Annotated in this window: 18 protein-coding genes and 1 riboswitch; of the genes, 14 read left to right on the top strand and 4 right to left on the bottom strand. The window is 68.5% G+C overall.

Annotation, left to right across the window (positions count from 1 at the left end):
• Nucleotides 1-83 precede the first annotated feature (83 nt).
• Genes HCT51_RS01950 through HCT51_RS01930 form a run of 5 tightly spaced genes read left to right on the top strand, consistent with a single transcriptional unit; the run spans nt 84 to nt 4355 of the window.
• Entirely contained in the window at nt 84-1133 is a 1050-nt protein-coding gene (locus HCT51_RS01950; protein WP_166879605.1) for a YihY/virulence factor BrkB family protein, read from the top strand.
• 10 nt (nt 1134-1143) lie between these two features.
• The gene (locus HCT51_RS01945; RefSeq protein WP_166879608.1) at nt 1144-2010 is read left to right on the top strand and encodes an exodeoxyribonuclease III; all 867 of its coding nucleotides are present in this window, start codon (nt 1144-1146) and stop codon (nt 2008-2010) included.
• A 58-nt stretch (nt 2011-2068) separates the two neighbouring features.
• Nucleotides 2069-3073, top strand: coding sequence for a tryptophan--tRNA ligase (trpS, locus tag HCT51_RS01940; protein ID WP_166879613.1), 1005 nt, complete (start codon nt 2069-2071; stop codon nt 3071-3073).
• On the top strand, nt 3070-3642 hold the full coding sequence (locus tag HCT51_RS01935) for a GNAT family N-acetyltransferase (protein ID WP_166879617.1): 573 nt from the start codon (nt 3070-3072) through the stop codon (nt 3640-3642). Before trpS ends, HCT51_RS01935 begins: the two co-directional genes overlap by 4 nt.
• Entirely contained in the window at nt 3639-4355 is a 717-nt protein-coding gene (locus tag HCT51_RS01930; RefSeq protein WP_166879621.1) for an HAD family hydrolase, read from the top strand. Before HCT51_RS01935 ends, HCT51_RS01930 begins: the two co-directional genes overlap by 4 nt.
• A gap of 99 nt (nt 4356-4454) precedes the next feature.
• Here the strand turns inward: HCT51_RS01930 and HCT51_RS01925 are convergent, their stop codons facing one another.
• The gene (locus tag HCT51_RS01925; protein ID WP_166879625.1) at nt 4455-5561 is read right to left on the bottom strand and encodes a hypothetical protein; all 1107 of its coding nucleotides are present in this window, start codon (nt 5559-5561) and stop codon (nt 4455-4457) included.
• A gap of 217 nt (nt 5562-5778) precedes the next feature.
• A riboswitch (FMN riboswitch) is annotated at nt 5779-5900 on the top strand.
• 70 nt (nt 5901-5970) lie between these two features.
• Here HCT51_RS01925 and ribD point away from each other — a divergent pair.
• From ribD to HCT51_RS01885, 8 genes are all read left to right on the top strand, one after another.
• Nucleotides 5971-7002: a bifunctional diaminohydroxyphosphoribosylaminopyrimidine deaminase/5-amino-6-(5-phosphoribosylamino)uracil reductase RibD gene (ribD, locus tag HCT51_RS01920; RefSeq protein ID WP_166879628.1), complete on the top strand. Its 1032-nt coding sequence runs from the start codon at nt 5971-5973 to the stop codon at nt 7000-7002.
• Nucleotides 7003-7692: a riboflavin synthase gene (locus HCT51_RS01915; protein ID WP_166879632.1), complete on the top strand. Its 690-nt coding sequence runs from the start codon at nt 7003-7005 to the stop codon at nt 7690-7692.
• Nucleotides 7689-8999 carry a GTP cyclohydrolase II gene (gene ribA / locus HCT51_RS01910; RefSeq protein WP_166879635.1) on the top strand — a complete coding sequence of 437 codons (1311 nt, stop codon included), beginning with the start codon at nt 7689-7691 and terminating at the stop codon, nt 8997-8999. The genes HCT51_RS01915 and ribA overlap by 4 nt, the downstream gene beginning before the upstream one ends.
• A complete protein-coding gene (gene ribH / locus HCT51_RS01905) occupies nt 8996-9466 on the top strand; it encodes a 6,7-dimethyl-8-ribityllumazine synthase (RefSeq protein WP_166879638.1) in 471 nt (156 codons plus the stop codon). The genes ribA and ribH overlap by 4 nt, the downstream gene beginning before the upstream one ends.
• Nucleotides 9467-9627: 161 nt before the next feature.
• The gene (locus tag HCT51_RS01900; RefSeq protein ID WP_166879642.1) at nt 9628-10986 is read left to right on the top strand and encodes an MFS transporter; all 1359 of its coding nucleotides are present in this window, start codon (nt 9628-9630) and stop codon (nt 10984-10986) included.
• Between the two features lie 239 nt (nt 10987-11225).
• Nucleotides 11226-11642 carry a YciI family protein gene (locus HCT51_RS01895; RefSeq protein WP_166879646.1) on the top strand — a complete coding sequence of 139 codons (417 nt, stop codon included), beginning with the start codon at nt 11226-11228 and terminating at the stop codon, nt 11640-11642.
• Nucleotides 11643-11652: 10 nt separating this feature from the next.
• Complete coding sequence (locus HCT51_RS01890; protein ID WP_166879650.1) at nt 11653-12954, top strand: RNA polymerase sigma factor; 1302 nt, start codon at nt 11653-11655, stop codon at nt 12952-12954.
• Complete coding sequence (locus HCT51_RS01885) at nt 12951-13733, top strand: hypothetical protein (protein WP_166879656.1); 783 nt, start codon at nt 12951-12953, stop codon at nt 13731-13733. Before HCT51_RS01890 ends, HCT51_RS01885 begins: the two co-directional genes overlap by 4 nt.
• Before the next feature lie 40 nt (nt 13734-13773).
• On the opposite strand, the gene HCT51_RS01880 is transcribed toward HCT51_RS01885, so the two are convergent.
• On the bottom strand, nt 13774-14613 hold the full coding sequence (locus HCT51_RS01880; protein WP_224760615.1) for a putative RNA methyltransferase: 840 nt from the start codon (nt 14611-14613) through the stop codon (nt 13774-13776).
• A gap of 69 nt (nt 14614-14682) precedes the next feature.
• Here HCT51_RS01880 and HCT51_RS01875 point away from each other — a divergent pair, with 69 nt between their 5' ends.
• Nucleotides 14683-16629 carry an ABC transporter ATP-binding protein gene (locus HCT51_RS01875; protein WP_166879661.1) on the top strand — a complete coding sequence of 649 codons (1947 nt, stop codon included), beginning with the start codon at nt 14683-14685 and terminating at the stop codon, nt 16627-16629.
• 48 nt (nt 16630-16677) lie between these two features.
• Here HCT51_RS01875 and HCT51_RS01870 read toward each other — a convergent pair whose 3' ends face one another.
• The gene (locus tag HCT51_RS01870) at nt 16678-19704 is read right to left on the bottom strand and encodes an alpha-mannosidase (protein WP_166879665.1); all 3027 of its coding nucleotides are present in this window, start codon (nt 19702-19704) and stop codon (nt 16678-16680) included.
• A 14-nt stretch (nt 19705-19718) separates the two neighbouring features.
• Nucleotides 19719-20531 carry a carbohydrate ABC transporter permease gene (locus HCT51_RS01865; protein ID WP_224760747.1) on the bottom strand — a complete coding sequence of 271 codons (813 nt, stop codon included), beginning with the start codon at nt 20529-20531 and terminating at the stop codon, nt 19719-19721.
• Between the last annotated feature and the right edge of the window lie 21 nt (nt 20532-20552).

Below are 20552 nucleotides of genomic sequence, written 5' to 3'. Positions count from 1 at the left end.
CTCCTTGCCGTCGCATGCTTGCCGAGGGCCCCTCGGGGAGGGCCCTGTGGTCAGACTAGTCTCGGCCTCGATAGTCTGGCCAGATGGCGGATGGCACGCGGAGTGGCCTTCGCGCCCGGGTCACGGAGACCGTTGCCACCGGCCGCACCTCGCGCCCGGTGCGCGTCGTTCAGCGCTATCTCGACCGGCGCGGCTCACTGCTCGCGGCCGGAATGTCTTATCAAGCGTTGTTTGCCGTGTTCGCCGGCATCTGGGTGGGGTTCTCGGTCGCCGGCCTGTTCCTCGCCGGCCATCCGGCACTCAGCGACGCCCTGTTCACGTTTCTCAACACCTCGGTTCCGGGACTGATCGACACCGGAGCCGGCGGCATCATTGACCCGGATCAGTTGCTTGAAGCCCAAACGCTCGGCTGGACCGGCATCGTCGCGCTCGTCAGCCTGCTGATCACCGCGCTCGCCTGGCTGGCCTACGCGCGCACGTCGGTGCGGGCAATTTTCGAGGTTCCACTCCCCACCACGCCGTATCTGCTGCTCAAGCTGAAGGACTTCGGGCTCACCGTCGCGTACGGGCTGGCGGTGCTCGTGTCTGCGGCACTGTCCGTCGTGAGCACCTCCGCCCTCGAGGGAATGTTCGGGCTACTGGGGCTCACCGACTCCCCGGTCGCGGTGGCGACCACCCGGTCCGTGGGTCTAACCCTGATGTTCGTACTCGACACGGTCGTGCTCGCCACCCTGTACCGCGTGCTCTCGGGTCTGCGGATTCCGCTGCCCAGGCTGGTCGCCGGGTCGATGCTGGCCGCAGCGGGACTCGGCCTGCTCAAGGTGCTCGGCACCGCGCTGCTCGGGGGCGCGACCAGGAACCCCCTGCTCGCCTCGTTCGCCGTGGTCATCGGTCTGCTCATCTGGTTCAACCTGGTCTGCCACGTGATCCTGATCGGGGCAGCATGGATCGCCGTCGGCATGGCCGATCGCGGCCTCGCCCCCGACCCGAGACTGGCCGCGGCCGAGGAGGAACGGCGGCGCGCGGAACGCGAGCGTGTCCAGACCGAGGCGCGCGAACTGGTGCCGCGCTGGCTGCGCTGGGCTGTGAGATCGCCCGACCGGCGGCGCAAGCGTGACGGTGGCTCTGCCTAAACTTGTCGGCATGCCTCAGCCTGCTCTTCGTATCGCCACAATCAACGCCAACGGGATCCGAGCGGCCTACCGCAAGGGCATGGGCGACTGGCTCGACGGCCGAGACATCGACATCCTCGCCATCCAGGAGGTGCGCGCCTCCACCGAAGACCTGGAGAACCTGCTGGGCTCCGACTGGGACATCTTGCACGACCCGGCCACCGCGAAGGGCCGCGCCGGGGTGGCGATCGCCAGCCGCCTCGGTGGCCGGCACCGCCGCGGCGCCTCAATCCACCGGGTCGAGCTCGGCCACCCCGACTTCGACTCCGCCGGCCGCTGGCTGGAGGCCGACTACGAGGTGGGCGACCGGATCGTCACCGTGGTCAGCACCTACGTGCATTCCGGTGAGGTCGAGACCCCGAAGCAGGTGGAGAAGTACAAGTTCCTCGACGCGATGACCGCGCGGCTGCCCGAGCTGGAGAAGCACTCCGAGCTGGCGGTGGTCCTCGGCGACCTGAACGTGGGTCACCGTGAGCTCGACATCCGCAATTGGCGGGGCAACCGCAAGAAGTCCGGCTTCCTGCCCGAGGAGCGCGCATACTTCGACCGTTTCTTCGGCCCGGCCGGCGTGCCGGTCGAGGGAGTCGACGGGTCGGCCGGCCCGGGCCTCGGCTGGGTCGACGTGGGTCGCACCTGGGCGGGCGAGGTGGACGGTCCGTACACCTGGTGGAGCCAGCGCGGCAAGGCGTTCGACACCGACACGGGCTGGCGCCTCGACTACCAGGTGGCCACCCCGGCGCTCGCGGCGACCGTGACGAGCTACGCGGTAGACCGCGCTGCCGCATACGACCAGCGCTGGTCGGATCACAGCGCGGTCGTCGTCGACTACGCCGTGTAGCCCGCGCGAGCGGCGCCCGCCGTCTCCGCGACATCCGATCACCTGAGAGAATCACACTATGAATCAAGCGCGTCTCTTCTCTGGCATGCAACCGTCCGCCGACAGCCTCCACGCGGGCAACTACATCGGTGCGCTGCTGCAGTGGAAGCAGATGCAGGATGACTACGAGGCGCTGTTCTGCGTCGTTGACATGCACGCGATCACCGTGCCGCAGGATCCCGCGCAGCTGCGCGAGCAGACCCGGCGCACCGCCGCGCAGTACATCGCCGCCGGCATCGACCCGGCCAAGTCGACCCTGTACGTGCAGTCGCACGTGCCGGCGCACGCGCAGCTGGCGTGGGTGCTGAACACCATCACCGGCTTCGGTGAGGCCAGCCGGATGACCCAGTTCAAAGACAAGTCCTCCCGGTTCGGCGCGGATGCCACCACCCTCGGGTTGTTCGCGTACCCGACGCTGATGGCGGCCGACATCCTGCTGTACAACGCAGCGGTGGTGCCGGTGGGCGATGACCAGAAGCAGCACGTGGAGCTCACCCGCGACCTGGCCACCCGCTTCAACTCGCGCTTCGGCGACACCTTCACCGTGCCGGAACCGGTGATCATGGCCTCGAACGCGCGCATCTACGACCTGCAGAACCCGGAATCGAAGATGTCGAAGTCCGCGGCATCCGAGGCCGGCATCATCTGGCTGCTCGACGAGCCATCGAAGACCGCGAAGAAGATCAAGTCGGCGGCCACCGACTCGGAGCGGGAGATCCGCTTCGACCGGGGCGCGAAGCCGGGCGTGTCCAGCCTGCTGTCGATCCTGTCGGCGTTCACGGATGTCACCATCCCCGCGCTGGAGGAGCAGTACGTGGGCCGCGGCTACGGCGACCTGAAGAAGGATGTCGCGGACGCCGTGGTGGCCACGTTCGGCCCGATCCGGGAGCGCGCCCTCGAATTGCTCGCCGACCCGGCGGAGCTGGACCGCGTGCTCGCCGGGAACGCCGCCCGCGCCAACGAGATCGCCCAGCAGACCCTGGCCGACGTGTACGACCGGGTCGGGTTCCTCTCGCGCGCATGACCCCGTTCGCGCTGACCTCGGAGCGGCTGCGGCTCGACCCGCCCGCCGCCTCTGATGCGGCGCGCATTGTCGAGTACTGCCAGGACCCGCTGTTCGAACGGTTCCTGGCGACCCCGTGGCCGTACCAGCCAGCCGACGCGGCCGGGTTCATCGAGTCGTTCGTGCCCGACGGCTGGGCGTCGGGCACCGAGTACACCTGGGCGGTGCGCAGCGGTACCGGAGCGCCGCTGATCGGCGTCATCGGGCTGCGGCGGGAGGCGCCCGGCGTCGCCAACCTGGGTTTCTGGATCGGCGCACCGCACCGCGGCCGCGGATACATGACCGAGGCGGTGCGCCTGGTGTCGGCGTGGGCGTTCCGCGACGGAGGCGTCGAGACACTGAAGTGGGAGTGCTACCTCAGAAACGCGGCATCCGCTGCGGTGGCTCGCAAGGTGGGCTTCCGGTACGTCGGGACCGGTCCGGCCGACCTCGCCGACCGCGACGGTCGGCATCGCGAAGCGTGGCACGGCGTGCTGACCGCCGAACTACAGGCGCAGCCGCCCGCCGCGGTGGAAGACTGGCCGGTATGAGTATCCCGGTTGTGTTGTTCGATCTGGATGACACCCTGTTCGCGCACCGCGACTCGGTGATTACCGGGATCGGCGCCCACCGGCGCGTGCTCGGCGGCGCGTTCCTCGCCGCCGACGACCGGGCCGAGGCGGTGCGCTGGCATGCCCTGGAGGAGGAGCACTATCACCGCTACCTCGCCGGGGAACTGACCTTCGCCGAGCAGCGGCGTGCCCGTGCCCGCGGTTTCGTGGAGCATTTCGGTGTGGTGCTCGACGACTCTGAGGCGGATGCCTGGTTCGACGCTTACTTCGATGAGTACCAGCGCGCCTGGCAGCTGCACGATGACGCCCTGCCCTGCCTGGACGCGCTGGCCGGTGCCCGGTTCGGCGTGATCACGAACGGTGAGCTCGACTTTCAGCTGCGCAAGATCGAGTCCGTCGGGTTGCGGTCGCGCCTCGAGCAGGTGGTGGCGTCGGGCGAGGTCGGCTACGCGAAGCCAGATCCGCGCATCTTCAACCACGCCTGCGGGCTATTCGGCGTGGCTTCGGCGCAGGCGGCATACGTGGGCGACCGGCTGCGAACCGACGCGATCGGTGCCGCCGAGGCGGGGCTGCTGGGCGTGTGGCTCGACCGGGAGGGTGCCGCGTCTGGCCCCGATCTGGAGACGGCGCGGGAGGCCGGGGTTCGCGTCATCCGTTCGCTGACGGAACTGCCGGCGGTACTGGGTTACTGACCGCCGGCGCCCTGCGCCGCTACGGAACAATGCGGTGCTTCTCACACCATGCGCGCCTACGTAGCGCCGCATCGTGTGAGAAACACCGCGCGGTTGCGGCTAGCTCAGGGTGGCGGACAGGTCAGGGCTGCCGTCGGGGAGGGCGGGAACCGGCTGCCCGGTGGTGTAACGGGGCCAGGCGAGCGCGCCAGCCGGGACGTTCAGGTCGGGCAGGCCGTTCGGCAGGGCGTGCACCGGCTGCCCGGTGGTGTACCGCGGCCACTCCAGCTGCAGCGGCTGCGCCTGCGGTAGCACCGGCGCGGCGACCTGCGGCACCGGCGGAGTGAACGGGGGCACCGGCGGGGCGGCGTCCGGAGCGATGAATCCTGCCCGGTACCCGGCGGTGGGCTGGGCGGCGGCCGGCTGCGCGACAACCGGCTGCGGGTATGCCTGGGGCACCGGCACGCCGTACTCCGCCTGGGCGGTCGCGACCGGCGCGTATCCCTGCTGGGCGGTCGCGACCGGGGCGTATCCCTGCTGGGGAGCGGGCGCCGGGTAGCCCGACTGTCCCGGGTACGCAGGCACCGCCGCCGGGTAGTACGGCTGCGCGGCCGGACGCGCCGGACGGTGGAACAGCACATAGACCAGCGGGATCAGCACCGTGCCCAGCACGTCCAGGATGGCCACGGCGAACAGGATGCGCCAGTACCACTCCTCGTACGTGGGGTCGGGCAGCAGCGCCGGCAGCGACAGCATGGCCGCGAGAATGACCACGAGCCCGAACGTCACCGTGGTGACCCCGCTCATCACCGGCGTGGTGAACTTCGTCTGCTGCACGATCAGCAGGTGCACATGCAGCAGTGCGATGCGGGCCACCAGCACGATCCAACCCCAGGCGAGGAAATCCTCGATCATGCTCGAGGATGCAGCCGGGAACCAGATCTTGAGCATGCCCGCCGCGAACAGGTACACCGAGACTCCGGCGGAGGCGAAGCCGAACCACGCCGCCCGCTTCGCCGACACCTCGGCGTCGTACCAGCTCATCAGCGAGAACACGACGAACAGCATCACCGTTCCGAGCAACCGCCACGACAGTGCGGCGAACTCTCCGACCAGTACAGACACCACCGCTACTAGGGCGGCGCCGATCACCGAGGCGACGATCGACTTCAGGACGAGGACTCTCGCCCGGTTCGGCGTCGGGGTTATGGCGGGTGCGTCTGTCACGGTGGGGCCTCTCTCTGGTGAACAGCGAAAGCTACAGAAATACTCAGCTCCGGCCACAGGATAGCCTGCGAGGGTTCCGGGCGGGCGTATTTTAGGCCTGCTGTGGAGAGCATCCCCGCACTCCCGACACGCACCACTGGTCATCCGCGGGCATAATTCCGCTTTCAGCGGGAATAAGTCACGGCATCAGACGTTTGACTATGCTGAACGAAGTAATAACGTGCTCCGGGGTCGGTGAGAATCCGAACCGGCGGTGATAGTCCGCGAACCTCCCTCGGGAGGCTGACCTGGTGAAATTCCGGGACCGACGGTTAAAGTCCGGATGGGAGGTAGCACGGCATGCGTTCGCGCATGCAGGTTTCACGACCGCATAATTCCCCGGAGCCCGTCTGAACAGACAGAGGACCGGATGATCACGAGCGAGAAACTCGACGCGGCAATGCGCCACGCGCTGAGCCTGGCCGCGCACGGCCCGGCATTCGGCGGCAACCCGCAGGTCGGTTGCGTGCTGCTCAACGACGCCGGCGAGATCGTCGCCGAGGGATGGCACCGGGGTGCGGGCACCCCGCACGCCGAGGTTGACGCCCTGTCGAAGCTCGCGGATGCCACCGGGCTCACCGCCGTCGTCACCCTGGAGCCGTGCAACCACACCGGCCGCACCGGACCTTGCGCCGAAGCCTTGGTCGCCGCCGGGGTGAGCCGCGTCGTGTACTCGGCCTCCGACCCGGGTGACGTATCCAGCGGCGGCGCCGAGCATCTGCGTAACGCCGGAATTCCCGCGGACGGCGGCGTACTCGCCGACGAGACCGTGGAATTCCTGCACCCCTGGCTCACCTCCATGCGTCTGGGGCGCCCGTACGTCACGGCGAAGTGGGCGTCGACCCTGGACGGTCGGGCCGCCGCCGCGGACGGCACCAGCCAGTGGATCACCGGCACCGCCGCCCGGCAGCGGGTGCACGAGCAGCGCGAGCAGTCCGACGCCATCCTGGTGGGCACCGGCACTGTGCTCGCCGACGACCCCTCCCTCACCGCACGCGGCGACGCCGGCGAGCTGATGGAGCACCAGCCGATCCCCGTCGTAGTCGGCGAACGGCCGATCCCGACCGACGCCAAACTGCACGCCCACCCGCAGGGCGTGATCGAAACCGGCACCCGGGATCTGCACGCCGTGCTCGCCGACCTGCACCAGCGCGGCATCCGCCGGGTCTATCTGGAGGGCGGGCCCACTCTCACCAGCCGTTTCATTGCGGCAGGCCTGGTGGACGAATACCTTGTCTTCCTCGCGCCGAGCCTGCTCGGCGGCGACCGCCTGGCGATCGGCGACATCGGCGTCGGCACTGTGGCAGACGCCCGCACACTCACCATTCACAACCTCGAACAGCTGGGCGACGACATTCTCGTGACCGCCCGACCGAAAGCGCCGACAGAAGGACAGCAGTAAATGTTCACCGGAATCATTGAAGAGATTGGCGAAATCGTCGACTGGCAGCCGAGCGCGGATGCCGGACGCCTGACCGTTCGCGGACCACTCGTCGTCAGCGACGCCGGGCACGGCGACTCCATCTCGGTCAGTGGCGTCTGCCTCACCGTGATCGACCAGGGCGACGACTGGTTCACCGCCGACGTGATGCACCAGACGCTCGCCATGAGCACGCTGCACGACGTCGCGCCCGGCCGCCGGGTGAACCTCGAGCGGGCCACCCAGGCCGGCACCCGACTCGGCGGACACATCGTGCAGGGCCACATCGACGGAACCAGCGAACTGCTGAGCATCACCGAGGGTGACGCGTGGCGGGTTCTGCGCTTCAGCCTCGACCCGGAGCTCGCCCCACTCGTGGCAGGCAAGGGCTCGATCGCGATCGACGGCATCTCGCTCACCGTCAGCGGAATCGGGCTGGACTGGTTCGAGGTGTCGCTGATTCCCGAAACCCTGACCGCCACCACCCTCGGCGACCGAGTGGTCGGCGACCGGGTGAACATCGAGACCGACATCCTGGCCCGGCACGTGCTACGCCTGGTCGACCTCGGCCTGCTGCCCGCCCGCGACATCACCTCCCAGACCCGCGTCTCGACCACCGACTCGAACGTCGGCCTGGGCGCAAGCTCAACAAACGAACGGAGCGACGCATGAGCCTCGCTGATATCCCCACCGCCCTCGACGCCCTGCGTCAGGGCCGCCCGATCATCGTCGTCGACGATGAAAGCCGAGAGAACGAGGGCGACGTGGTACTCGCCGCGGAGCTGGCCAGCCAGGAATGGATCGCCTGGCTCGTGCGCAACTCGTCCGGGTTCATCTGCGCGCCGATGACCAACGCGATCGCCGACGAACTCGACCTGCCGCCGATGGTCAGCATCAACGAAGACCCGCGCGGCACCGCATACACGGTCACCGTGGACGCCAGCGATCGCCTCTCCACCGGCATCAGCGCCGCCGACCGCGCGCACACCCTGCGCGTGCTCGCGAACCCCGCCTCCACCCCGGCGAACCTGTCCCGCCCCGGTCACATCGTGCCGCTGCGCGCCGTGGACGGCGGCGTTCGCGAGCGCGATGGCCACACCGAGGCATCCGTCGACCTGATGAAGCTCGCCGGATTGCGCCCGGTGGCGGCCATCTCCGAGATCGTGGCCGAAGACGGCGAGATGATGCGGCTGCCCGGGCTTCTCGAGCTGGGCGAGCGTGAAGGCATCCCGGTGATCACCATCGGCGAACTGATCGACTACCTCGAGCTCAAGCACGACGGTACCGAGGCGGCGCCGGCTGCATCGCTCGAGCTGATCGAACCGATCGCCGAGTCGGCTCGGATCTACTTTGAGGTCGAAACTACCGTGCCCACGGTGCACGGCGATTTCCGGGTGCGCGCCTACCGCGACCGAAAGACCGGCGCCGATCACGTGGCGTTCGTGGCGGGCGAGCTAACGGATGGCGCGCTGGTGCGGGTGCATTCGGAGTGCCTCACCGGTGAAGCCTTCGGCTCGCTGAAGTGCGAGTGCGGCCCGCAGCTGGATGCTGCCCTCGGCGAGGTGCAGCGAAACGGCGGCGTCGTGATCTACCTGCGCGGCCACGAGGGCCGCGGCATCGGCCTGATCAACAAGCTGCGGGCGTACCGGCTGCAGGAAGACGGCTTGGACACACTCGACGCCAACCTGGCGCTGGGGTTGCCCGCCGACTCCAGGGATTACGGCGCCGCGGTGGCGATGCTGCACGACCTGGGCCTCAGCTCGATCCGCCTGCTCACCAACAACCCCGAGAAGGTGCGCCAGCTCGAAGAGCGGGGCATCGCCATCTCAGAGCGCGTGCCGCTGATGGTGGGCATCGACGCCGCCAACCAGAGCTACCTCGCTGCCAAGCGCGACCGTATGGGCCACCAGCTCCCCGGCGACGACGCGCTCGACGCGGCGCTGACGGCACACCTCACCAAGAACGGAGACACCAAATGAGCGGGCACGGAGCACCGACCATCTCGTCAGACGGAACCGGCCTCAAGGTCACCATTGTGGCGAGCCTGTGGCACACCGAGATCATGAACGGCCTGCTCGCCGGCGCCCGCCGCGCGCTGAGCGCAGCGAACGCCGAGTTCACCGAGATCCACGTGGCTGGCAGCTTCGAACTGCCCGTGGTCAGCCAGACCGCGTTGCAGAACGGCGCGGACGCGGTGGTGGCGCTCGGTGTCATCATCCGCGGCGGCACCCCGCACTTCGAATACGTGTCAGCTGCCGCGACCGACGGGTTGACCCAAGCGGCTCTCGCCACGGGTAAGCCCATCGGATTCGGCCTGCTCACGGTTGACGACGAGCAACAGGCGCTCGACCGTGCCGGCCTGCCCGGCTCCAAAGAGGACAAGGGCGTGGAGGCAGCCGAGGCGGCCATCGCCAGCGCCCTGGTGCTCAAGCAGATTCGTAACTGATCCTCACCGATTATTTACCCGCCGGAAACACGGCGTAAACTGTTCCGAGCCCGTCACAAGCGAGTTTCCTTCTCTTCAGCAGTGCCGCTCGAAGCCCTGAGCGCGTACCTGCGCCTTTTCGAGCCCGCAACAGCTTCATCCGTTTCGGAGCACCTTTTTTCATGAGTACAACTGTCACGCCGTCCACGACGGCCCCGGCGAACCCGCGGAGCCGGGTCATCCTGGCCAGCCTCATCGGCACCACGATCGAGTTCTACGACTTCTACGTCTATGCAACCGCCGCGGTGCTGGTCTTCCCGCACCTGTTCTTCCCGACGGGTGACGCCACCACAGCGCTGCTGTCGTCGTTCGCCGTTTTCGGTGCAGCCATGGTGGCGCGCCCCCTCGGTGCCGTCTTCTTCGGCCACCTCGGCGACAAGCGGGGCCGCAAGATCACGCTGGTCGGTGCACTGCTCACGATGGGTGTCGCCACATTCCTGATCGGGTTGCTGCCGACGTACGCGATGGTCGGCTGGTTGGCCCCGGCGCTGCTCGTGCTGATGCGCCTCGCCCAGGGCTTCGCGCTCGGCGGCGAGTGGAGCGGTGCGGCACTGGTTGCCACCGAGAACGCGCCCAAGGGCAAGCGCGCCGTGTTCGGCACGTTCCCGCAGCTCGGCGCGCCGATCGGCTTCATCATCGCGAACGGCCTGTTCCTGATCATCGCCGCGGTTCTGCCCTCGGATGACCCGTCGATGCCGTCCGAAGCGTTCCTCGAGTGGGGCTGGCGTATCCCGTTCCTCTTCTCGGTCGTCATGGTGATCGTCGGCCTCTGGGTGCGTCTGCGCCTGGTCGAGTCGACCGCGTTCGAGAACACCGTGAAGAGCGGCCAGGTCAAGAAGCTTCCGCTCGCCGCGGTCTTCAAGGACAACTGGAGGCAGCTGGTTCTCGGCACGTTGTACATGCTCGCCACGTACGTGCTGTTCTATCTGATGACGACCTTCTCGCTGAGCTACGGCAGCGCCCCGATCGCCCCGATAGACGAAACCAAGCAGCCGGGCCTCGGCTACAGCTACCAGACGTTCGTGCTGATGCTGATCGTCGGTGTCGTCTTCTTCGGTATCTTTACCCTCGTCTCTGGTCCGCTGGCCGACAAGTTCGGCCGCCGGAAGACGCTGATCTGGGTCACCCTCGGTATCATCGTGTTCGGTCTGGCCTGGGTGCCGCTGCTCGGCGCTGGCGACCTCGGTGTCATGGCCTGGCTGATCCTCGGCTTCACCCTGATGGGCATGACGTTCGGCCCGATGGGCGCTCTGCTGCCGGAGCTGTTCCCGACGAGCGTGCGCTATACCGGCTCCGGCCTCTCATACAACGTCTCGTCGATCCTCGGCGCCGCGGTTGCTCCGTTCATCGCGGTCTGGCTGTGGAGCGTTGCCGACGGCAGCCCGTTCCTCGTGGGCCTCTACCTGTCCGTGATGGGTGTCCTGACCCTGGTGGCCCTGCTACTCGGCAAGGAGACCAAGGACGTCGACATCGACGACTAGCGACATCCGGATGTCTCGGCATCCGTAAGACCGGACTCCCCCGCCCCTTCTCGGCGGGGGCGTCCTCTTTGTGTCCGGCACGGCTTGTATTCCCACACCGCGCGATGGGTGGTCGACTTCGCCGCCCAGACCGGGAAGACTGGCCGCAGAAAAATTCTGGGTGCGTGTCGAAATCGGCCGCGTTCGTTCGACGTCTTGGTGAGGGGCAGTTCGGCCCCGCACCACAGAAGGAGATCACGATGAAGTTCATGATGCTGCTGCAGTCCGACGAGAGCAGCCCAGAGACCGCTGGCCCGAGCGAGGAGGCCCTGAACGCGATGGGCGCCTACAACGAGGAGCTGATGAAGGCGGGCGTCATTCTCGCTGGCGAGGGCCTGCACCCCAGCTCGACCGGCGTGCGCGTGCACTACGACGGGGACGACCGCACCGTCGTGGACGGACCGTTCACCGAGAGCAAGGAGCTGCTCGCCGGGTTCTGGATCATCCAGGTCAAGGACCGCGACGAGGCGATCGAGTGGGCGCGCCGCATCCCGCTGCCCTCCGGCCAGGTCGAGGTGCGCCAGATCTTTGACATCTCGGAGTTCGACCAGGACAACGAGTACGTGCAGAAGGAGAAGGAATGGCGCGAGACCCAGGGCGAATCACGCACCGCCTAGGGGACGCCCGATGACGGCCTCGACGACGCACGGCGCCGTCGAGGCCGTCTGGCGCATTGAATCGGCTCGCGTCGTCGGCGCCCTGGTGCGTCTGGTGGGGGATGTCGCGCTGGCCGAGGATCTCGCGCAGGATGCGCTGGTCGCCGCTCTCGAGCAGTGGCCACGCGACGGTGTGCCGAAGAACCCCGGCGCCTGGCTGACCGCGATCGCCAAACGTCGCGCGATCGACGCGTGGCGGAGGCAGGACACGCTCGACGCCAAGTACGCCGAACTCGCGAACACGCTCGAACGGGATGAGCGGCCCGGGGAACCGGAACAGGCCCTCGCCCGGGTGATCGACGACGACGTGCTGCGGCTGGTCTTCGTCGCCTGCCACCCCGTGCTGCCGAAACCGGCGCGGGTCGCACTCACCCTGAAGCTGGTCGGCGGGCTGTCGACCGAGGAGATCGCGCGGGCGTTCCTCGTGCCGACCTCGACGATCGCGCAGCGGATCGTGCGCGCCAAACGTGCGCTGAGCGCGGCGAGCGTACGGTTCGAGGTGCCCGACCACACCGAGTTCGCCGCCAGGCTCTCCTCGGTTCTGGAAGTCATTTACCTCATCTTCAACGAGGGCTATTCCGCGACATCCGGCGACGACTGGATGCGACCGGCGCTCTGCGATGAGGCGCTCCGGCTCGGCCGGGTGCTGGCCGGACTGGTGCCGCGTGAACCCGAAGCGCACGGCCTCGTCGCCCTGATGGAGTTGCAGGCATCGCGAATCGGCGCTCGCACGACCGCGGGCGGCGAGCCGATCCTGCTCGCCGACCAGGACCGGACGCGCTGGAACCGACTGCTCATCGGCCGCGGGCTCGCCGCCTTGGCCCGTGCCGACGCGCTCGAAACCGCACTCGGTCAGGGGCGCGGGCCATACGCGCTACAGGCCGCACTGGCCACCTGCCATGCCACCGCCCCGAGCATCGACGAGACCGACTGGGCGCTGATCGTGCGCCTCTACGAGCAGCTCGGACGGGTGGCCCCGTCGCCGGTGATCGAGCTGAACCGTGCCGTTGCCGTCGCGATGGCACACGGTCCCGCCGCCGGGCTCGAAATCGTCGATGCGCTGCGGGAACACTCGGCGCTGCGGCGATACCACCTGCTCCCCGCGGTGCGCGGGGACCTGCTCACCAAGCTCGGCCGAACGACCGAGGCCAGTGCGGAACTCGAGCGCGCCGCCGAGTTCACCGACAACGAGCGGGAGCGGGCGCTGCTGCTTGCCCGTGCCGCGCAGCTCGCCGGTTCCACTGAGCTCGCAGGCGGGCGGATGACGCCATGACTCGCTCTGTACGGAGTGCGCTGGTCGGGCTGGCATCGATGTCGTTGCTCCTTAGCGGCTGCGCTGTGCAGCCCTCTCCCCCGTCCACGACGCCGACGCCGACGCCGACGCCACCGTCCAGCACCGCGCCGGTCGTGCCCGCTCCGGACACCGCCCTGCTCACCGTCGACGCGGTGGCCACCGCGCCAGAGGGGTCGACGCTTGCCGTCCGGCTCGTCGTGCAGCGGTCGCTCCCGGCGGATGACGCCGCGGCGTCCGAGTTGCGTGCCCTGCTCAGCGACGCCTGCGGTCCGGATTTCGTCACCGACGACCGGCTCGACGGTGAGGCCTGGGGGCTGGTACGGGTGGATGTCACCGCCGAGTCGACCGGCGACGTCGACTGGCCGGACGGGCTTCCGATCTCCCTCGTCTCCGCGCCGCGCGGCGAGCTCGGCGCGGCAGCAGTCGCGGCATCCGCCGATCCACTGGCCACACCCGTCGACCCCGCCGGCGAACTGGGACCGTGCCTCGTCGAGCAGCAGCTGACCGGACCGGGCAGCGGATACCTGGTCCTCGGCATCCGCGGCGATTTCGCGTCGCCCGACGCGCAGGGCCTGTTCTGGAACGGCTTCCGCTACGGCTTCACGACCGTGCTGTTCGGCGAGCCGAGCGGGGTGGAACTGAGCGACTGCGTGGTCGAGAAGACATCGCTCGGCGAGCAGCTGGCCGCCCCCGAGGTGGGATATTCCGAGCGCACGGATGCCGCCGAGTGCTCGGCGGGGATCCCGCCCGCCGCCTGACCCGCTGGCTGAGGAGGCGGCCCGCGCCGTCTCGAAGCCGCTACCGCGGCGCGTACACCGCGACCGACACCGAGATCGTGACCGCCGTCGGCTCGGGCAACCGGCCGACCGCGGCGCGCAGCGCGTCAGCGTCGACATGATGCGCACTCGGACCCATCAGCACGTCGTTCAGGATGTCGCGGTGCACGAGCTGCACGGTGTACTCGACCGGCGTCTGCGACAGGCGCTGGAATGCGGCGAGCTGCTCGTCCAGCCGCTGCTGCTTGAGCGCGTCGACCGCGATCATCCCGAGCGGCCCCACCAGCTGCCCGAGGTGGGCCGGCGTCGGCGTGACGACGATCAGCCGGCCGGTCTCCGGCAGGATGCGACGGATCTCGGGGGCGTTGCGCGGCCCGAAGATGCTGAGCACGACGCGGGCTGCGGCATCCTGAACCGGCAGCGGCTGCCACACGTCGGCGGCGACGGCGGCCAGCCGGTCATGGGCGCCCGCCGCGCGTCGCAACGCGTACGTGGAGAGGTCGATGTCGAGACCCACCAACTGCGGGTGGCGCTCGAGTACCGCGGACAGGTAGTAGCCGGTGCCGCCGGCGAGATCGACGGCGAGCCCCTCGGCGTCGGCCGGGATCGCGTCGCTGACCGCCTGCGCGATCGGGGCGTAATGCCCGGCGGAGAGGAAGTCGGCCCGCGCCTGCACCATCGCTGGGGTGTCGCCGGTGTTGGCGCGACGGCCGCCACCGAACAACGAGACGTAGCCCTGCCGGGCGATGTCGAAGGTGTGCCCGCGCTCGCACCGCACGGCGCGGTCATCGACGGCCATCGCCAACCCGCAGACTGGGCAGGCGAGAAACTGCTCGACCAGTCCTAATCCGTTGGCATGCACCGCTTGAGTGTAGAGCCGTTCCGCCGCGAGGCTACGCTGGTTCGGAGTGCTCAGAACCGAAAGAGCGAAATGACCGAAACCTCCGCGCCGACCGCGTCGCGCGCATCCCGTCCCTCCCGTCGCCGCCCCGGCAGCCCGGCCGAGAGCGGCCCCCGCGCGCGCTTCAGCCAGCTGATGCCGTACCTGCTGGAACACAAGGTGGTGCTCAGCTGGGTGATCCTGCTGAGCGTCCTCGGCGCGGCCGCGTCGCTCGCCCAGCCGGTGCTCGTCAGCCAGGTGATCACCCTGGTGGAGCGCGGCGACACCATCGGCACTCTGGCCTGGGTGCTGGTCGCGCTCGTGGTGCTCTCCGGGCTGCTCAGCGGCTTCCAGCACTACCTGCTGCAACGCACCGGAACCGGCGTCGTGCTGTCCGCGCGGCGTCGGCTGGTGTCGCGGCTGCTGCGCTTGCCGATCCGCGAGTTCGACACCCGCCGCACCGGTGACCTGGTCTCCCGCGTCGGTTCGGACACCACTCTGCTGTACGCGGTGATGACGCAGGGACTGATCGACGCGGTCGGCGGTGCGTTGATCTTCGTCGGCGCCATCATCGCCATGCTGCTGATCGACGCGGTGCTGCTCGGACTCACCCTGCTCGTAATCGCGGTGTCGGTGGTCACGGTGACCCTGCTGTCCGGCCGCATCCGGGTGGCCAGCCAGGAACAGCAGCGGAAGGTCGGCGATCTGGCCGCGAGCGTGGAGCGCGCGATCAGCTCGATCCGCACGGTGCGCGCCGCGAACGCCACCGACCGGGAGAACGCCACGATCGACGCGGAGGCTCGCGGCGCCTGGACGATGGGCATCCGCGTGGCCAAGATCAGCGCCCTGGTGGTGCCGGTGGCCGGCATCGCCATGCAGGTGTCCTTCCTGACCGTGCTCGGCGTCGGCGGGTTCCGGGTCGCCAGCGGGGCAATCACCATCGCGTCGCTGGTGTCGTTCATCCTGTTCCTGTTCATGATGATCATGCCGCTCGGCCAGGCCTTCGGCGCGTTCACGTCGGTGAACCAGGCGCTCGGGGCCCTCGGCCGAATTCAGGAGATCATCGACCTGCCGAGCGAGACCGAGGCGGATGCGTCGATCACCCCGGTCGCCGCGATCGAGACGGATGACGCGATCACCTTCGAGAACGTGGAGTTCAGCTACCCGGAGGGCGCGGTCCTGGTGGATGACGCGAGCTCCGGCGATGGGATGTCGCCAGGCTTGCGCCCTGCTGTGATCGAGGGCACCCCTCTGGGCGAGCGCACCGCACTGGTCGAGACCCGCGACGACACCCTCGACCAAGGACAGCCCCACGACCGCACCGTACTGCGTGGCGTCTCGTTCTCGGTCCCCCGCGGCCAGCGGATCGCGCTGGTCGGCCCGTCCGGCGCCGGCAAGTCCACCATCCTCGCGCTGATCGAGCGCTTCTATGACCCGACCGGCGGCGTCGTGCGGCTCGGCGGCGTCGACATCCGCGGCCTGGATCGCACCGAACTACGCTCCCAGATCGGCTACGTCGAGCAGGACGCGCCCGTGCTCGCCGGTTCGCTGCGCGACAACCTCACCCTCGGCGCACCGGACGCCACCGACGAGGAGTGCGTGGCGGTACTCGCCTCGGTCAACCTGCTTGAGGTGCTCGAACGCGATGAACGCGGCCTCGGCGCCCAGGTCGGCGAGGACGGCGTGATGCTCTCCGGCGGTGAACGGCAACGGCTGGCGATCGCCCGCACCCTGCTGGCGGCTCCGCCCATCCTGCTGCTGGACGAGTCGACGTCCTCGCTCGACGGCCTGAACGAACAGCTGTTGCGGGGCGCGATCGACGCGGTCGCCGAGCACCGCACGCTGATCGTGATCGCGCACCGACTCTCGACCGTGGTCGACAGTGACCAGATCGTGGTGCTCGAGCGCGGCCGGGTGGTCGGCGTGGGCACACACTCCGAACTGGTGAAGTCGACCCCGCTGTACCGCGACCTGGCGAAGCACCAGCTGCTGGTGTAGCTCGGGGCTCCTAGACGGCTTGGTGCTCGGCTGGCGACCGGAAGCCGGTCAGCGGCGGAACCTGATCGTCACCAGCTGGAAGGGTCGAAGCTCCAACCGCCAGGAGCGGTCCGCTGACGGGGCGAGTAGCGTCTCCGGAGAGGCCGTCGGCCGCTCGAGTAGATCGGTGAGCACGGCATCCGTCGCATCGAAATCCGCGCTCAGCGTCGCCGCGGCTCGACCGCCGTGCGCCTCGTACAGCCGAACAATGACGTCGCCGCTCTGGTCTTCAGCCAGCTTTACGGCCTCCACCACGACGCCTGCGCCGTCGACTCGCACCAGCGGCGCGATGTGCTCGACGCCGACGCCCTCGACCGGCCGCAGCGGGAGATTCAGCCGATAGCCTTCCTCGACCGCTTCGGGGATGCCGGCGCCCGGCGCGATTGCCACTCGCATGCGGTGCTCCCCCTGATCGCTCTCCGGGTCGGGATACAGCGGGGCACGCAGCAGCGACAGTCGAACCGTTGTCGAGCGTCCCTCTCCGGTGCGCCGGATGTCGTGGCCGTAGGTTGAGTCGTTTGCCACGGCGACCCCATAGCCCGGCTCGCCGACGTGCACCCAGCGGTGAGCGACAGTCTCGAAGCGCGCGGCATCCCACGACGTGTTCGAATGGGTGGGCCGCAGAATGTGCCCGAACTGGATTTCGGATGCCGCCTGGGCGGCCTGCACATCGATGGGGAAGGCGAGCTTCAGCAGCTTCTGCCGCTCATGCCAGTCGATGGCGAGTTCCACGTCGAGGGCGCGCTCCCCGGAACTGAGCGAGACGGTTTCCTCGACCGTGGAACTGCCGAAGCGCCGGATGATCCGTACCGCCACCCGCTCAGAACCTGACTCGCATATCTCGACACTGTCGGCGACTCGCAGCTCGGTCATCGTGCGCACGTAATCGGCGTCGATATCCCAGGCATCCCACTGTCGTGGCGTGTCGCGGAACAGTTGCAGCACCTTCGACGGCTGCCCTGTCGGAATGGATTCTCGGCCCGTGACCAGATCCCGCAGCGAGACCAGCAGGCCGTCCGCGTCGAGGGTTGCGCGCAGCCGATCGTTCTGCAGCACGATCCCCTCGGCGGTGCGGCTCACCGTCGCAGCAGCGCGGCCTGCCGTCAGCTCACCGGCACCCAACGCGGGCACTCCCGCGCGATCGAACGGACCGGAGTTCAGCGCAAGCGTTCGTGTGCCGTCGCCCGCGAGTGCGCGCACCGAACGGTCGATGATCTGCTCGAGCGTGACCCGAACCTCCTCATACCGGAGCTCGGCCTCACGGTGCACCCACGCGATGGACGACCCGGGCAGGATGTCGTGGAACTGAAGCAGCAGCACCGTGTGCCACGCCTGCTCGAGTGCCGCGTAGGGGTAGTCGGCCGCGCCGCGCACCGCGGCGGTCGTGGCCCAGAGCTCCGCCTCGCGCAGCAGGTGCTCGCTTCGGCGGTTGCCGCGCTTGGTGCGCGCCTGCGAGGTGTACGTGCCGCGGTGGAACTCGAGGTAGAGCTCCCCCGACCACACCGGCGGCTGCGGGTACTCGGCCTCGGCTGCCTCGAAGAACCCGCGCGGGCTGGACAGCAGCACGGTCGGCGATCCCTCGAGCGATGCGGTGCGTCTGGCCGCGGCGATCATCTCCTCGGTTGGCCCGCCACCGCCGTCACCCCAGCCGAACGGCACCAGAGATGTGTTCGCGACGCCCTTCTCCGAGTACTGCCGCTCGGCCCTGGCCAGATCGGAGCCGGAGAGCTCCGAGCTGTAGGTGTCCACCGGCGGGAAGTGCGTGAAAATGCGGGTGCCGTCGATGCCCTCCCACTGGAATGTGTGGTGCGGCATGACGTTGGTCTCATTCCAGGAGATCTTCTGGGTGAGGAACCAGCGTGAGCCCGCCGCCCGCGCAATCTGCGGCAGGGCACCGGAATAGCCGAACGAGTCCGGCAGCCACACCTCGAGCGGCTCGACCCCGAACTCCTCCATGAAGAAGCGCTTGCCTGCCACGAACTGGCGGGCGAGCGCCTCGCCACCTGGCAGGTTGCTGTCGGATTCCACCCACATTCCACCGACCGGCACGAACGAGCCCTCCGCCACCCGCCGGCGGACCCGGTCGAACAGGTCGGGATAGTGCTCCTTGAGCCAGGCAAACTGCTGGGCGGATGACGCGGCGAACACGAAGTCTGGATTCTGCTCGATCAGCGCGTCGACGTTGGCGAAGGTGCGCGCCACCTTGCGCACCGTCTCCCTGAGCGGCCACAGCCAGGCGCTGTCGATGTGGGCGTGCCCGACGGCGTGCACGCGATGCGAACTCTGCCAGGCCGGCGCCGCGAACGCCGGAGCGAGCAGGTCCCGGCCAGCCTGCGCCGTTCCCGCGACATCCTGCGGGTCCACCGCGTCGATCGCCAGATCAAGGGCGCGCAGGATCTCGGCCTTCCTCGGCAGGTGCGCGGGCAGTTCGGCGTACAGGCCGTGCAGCGTCCAGAAGTCTTGAGCGAGGCTCCACACAGTGTTGTCGCGCAGCGCGACGACCATTCCGGCCAGCCGGTACAGCGGCCCGTCCCCCGCCGTTTCCCGCGCGCCCATCGGGGTCGGCGCGAACGTCCACGCCTGGCTGAGGTCGGGGTTCGAGGCCGCCTCAATGTAGAACTCGAATGCGTCACCGGGGGCAGTCGTGAGCGGCACCCCGGTGTTCAGCGGCTCCACCGCCTTGATGATCGATCCGCTCGCCGAGAACACCAGCCCCTCGGATTGGAAGCCCGGCTGGGCGGAGTCGAATCCGAGATCGACGACCAGCTGCACCCGCGCGTCCGCGGCATCCGCCCACTCTGCGGGGACAGTGCCGGCGACCTTGAACCAGGTCGTCCCCCACGGCTTGCCCCACGCGCATCCAGCCTCCACCGGCTCGAACGGTTGAGCGACGGCGTGAGCGAACGAGACGGGTTCGCCCGGAGCCTCCCAGCGTTGGATGTCCACCGCCACGCTGGCTCGAATGATCCCCGGCTGGAGCCGTTCGGTGACGAACCGGTTGATCCGCATCTGAACGAGTGGTGCGTCGTCGTGCATGTGATTCGAGCTCCCTAACCCTTTACTGCGCCCTGCATGGCGAAGGAACCGCCGATGCCCTTGGAGACGATGGCGTACAACACGACAACCGGAAGCGCGTAGAGCAGCGAGAACGCTGCCAGCTGTCCGTACGCGATCGTGCCGTACTGGCCGAAGAAACTGAACACGCTGACCGCCGCCGGCTGCTTGGCTGGCGACAACAGCAAGATGAACGGCACGAAGAAGTTTCCCCAGGCCTGGATGAACACGAAGATGAACACGACTGCGATGCCCGGCCGCATCAGCGGCACGACGATGTGTCGCAGGGAAGCCATCGCGGAGGCGCCATCCACCCAGGCCGCTTCCTCCAGGCTCATCGGCACCGAGTCCATGAAGTTCTTCATCATCCAGATCGCCATCGGCAGGCTGGTGGCCGCCATGAAGAACACCACGCCGGCCATATTGTCGAGCAGGCTGAGCCGCACGAACAGGCTGTAGACCGGAACCATGATCGCGGTGATCGGCAGGCAGGTTCCGAACAGGATGGCGTACAGGTACGGCTTGTTGAAGCGCGACCGGTAACGGGACAGCGGATACGCGGCGAGTACCGCAACGATGACAGTGACGAGCGCGGCCCCGGTGGAGAGCACGGTGCTGTTCCAGAGCGGCAACAGGATGCGCTCCGGCGTCAGGACGGCCAGATAGTTGTCGAGGGTCAGGCTCTCGGGAAGCCGAGTTTGTTGGCTGGGGGCGGTGTCAAAGGATGCGAGCACCAACCACGCCAGCGGAATCAGGAAAGACAGGCCGATCAGCCACAGCATGGCATTAGAGATGAACGCCACAGTCATCCGTCGGCGGGGCTGGATGCC

Origin of the sequence: Salinibacterium sp. ZJ450 (assembly GCF_011751885.2) — a bacterium.
Taxonomy (GTDB): Bacteria; Actinomycetota; Actinomycetes; order Actinomycetales; family Microbacteriaceae; genus Ruicaihuangia.
This window is presented reverse-complemented; position numbering and strand designations above follow the sequence as displayed.

Excerpts from the sequence above, each read along its gene's own strand:
- HCT51_RS01950 (WP_166879605.1), top strand. The coding sequence starts at position 84 with ATGGCGGATGGCACGCGGAGTGGCCTTCGCGCCCGGGTCACGGAGACC.
- HCT51_RS01945 (WP_166879608.1), top strand. The coding sequence starts at position 1,144 with ATGCCTCAGCCTGCTCTTCGTATCGCCACAATCAACGCCAACGGGATC.
- trpS (WP_166879613.1), top strand. The coding sequence starts at position 2,069 with ATGAATCAAGCGCGTCTCTTCTCTGGCATGCAACCGTCCGCCGACAGC.
- HCT51_RS01935 (WP_166879617.1), top strand. The coding sequence starts at position 3,070 with ATGACCCCGTTCGCGCTGACCTCGGAGCGGCTGCGGCTCGACCCGCCC.
- HCT51_RS01930 (WP_166879621.1), top strand. The coding sequence starts at position 3,639 with ATGAGTATCCCGGTTGTGTTGTTCGATCTGGATGACACCCTGTTCGCG.
- ribD (WP_166879628.1), top strand. The coding sequence starts at position 5,971 with ATGATCACGAGCGAGAAACTCGACGCGGCAATGCGCCACGCGCTGAGC.
- HCT51_RS01915 (WP_166879632.1), top strand. The coding sequence starts at position 7,003 with ATGTTCACCGGAATCATTGAAGAGATTGGCGAAATCGTCGACTGGCAG.
- ribA (WP_166879635.1), top strand. The coding sequence starts at position 7,689 with ATGAGCCTCGCTGATATCCCCACCGCCCTCGACGCCCTGCGTCAGGGC.
- ribH (WP_166879638.1), top strand. The coding sequence starts at position 8,996 with ATGAGCGGGCACGGAGCACCGACCATCTCGTCAGACGGAACCGGCCTC.
- HCT51_RS01900 (WP_166879642.1), top strand. The coding sequence starts at position 9,628 with ATGAGTACAACTGTCACGCCGTCCACGACGGCCCCGGCGAACCCGCGG.
- HCT51_RS01895 (WP_166879646.1), top strand. The coding sequence starts at position 11,226 with ATGAAGTTCATGATGCTGCTGCAGTCCGACGAGAGCAGCCCAGAGACC.
- HCT51_RS01890 (WP_166879650.1), top strand. The coding sequence starts at position 11,653 with ATGACGGCCTCGACGACGCACGGCGCCGTCGAGGCCGTCTGGCGCATT.
- HCT51_RS01885 (WP_166879656.1), top strand. The coding sequence starts at position 12,951 with ATGACTCGCTCTGTACGGAGTGCGCTGGTCGGGCTGGCATCGATGTCG.
- HCT51_RS01875 (WP_166879661.1), top strand. The coding sequence starts at position 14,683 with ATGACCGAAACCTCCGCGCCGACCGCGTCGCGCGCATCCCGTCCCTCC.
- HCT51_RS01870 (WP_166879665.1), bottom strand. The coding sequence starts at position 19,704 with ATGCACGACGACGCACCACTCGTTCAGATGCGGATCAACCGGTTCGTC.
- HCT51_RS01865 (WP_224760747.1), bottom strand. The coding sequence starts at position 20,531 with ATGACTGTGGCGTTCATCTCTAATGCCATGCTGTGGCTGATCGGCCTG.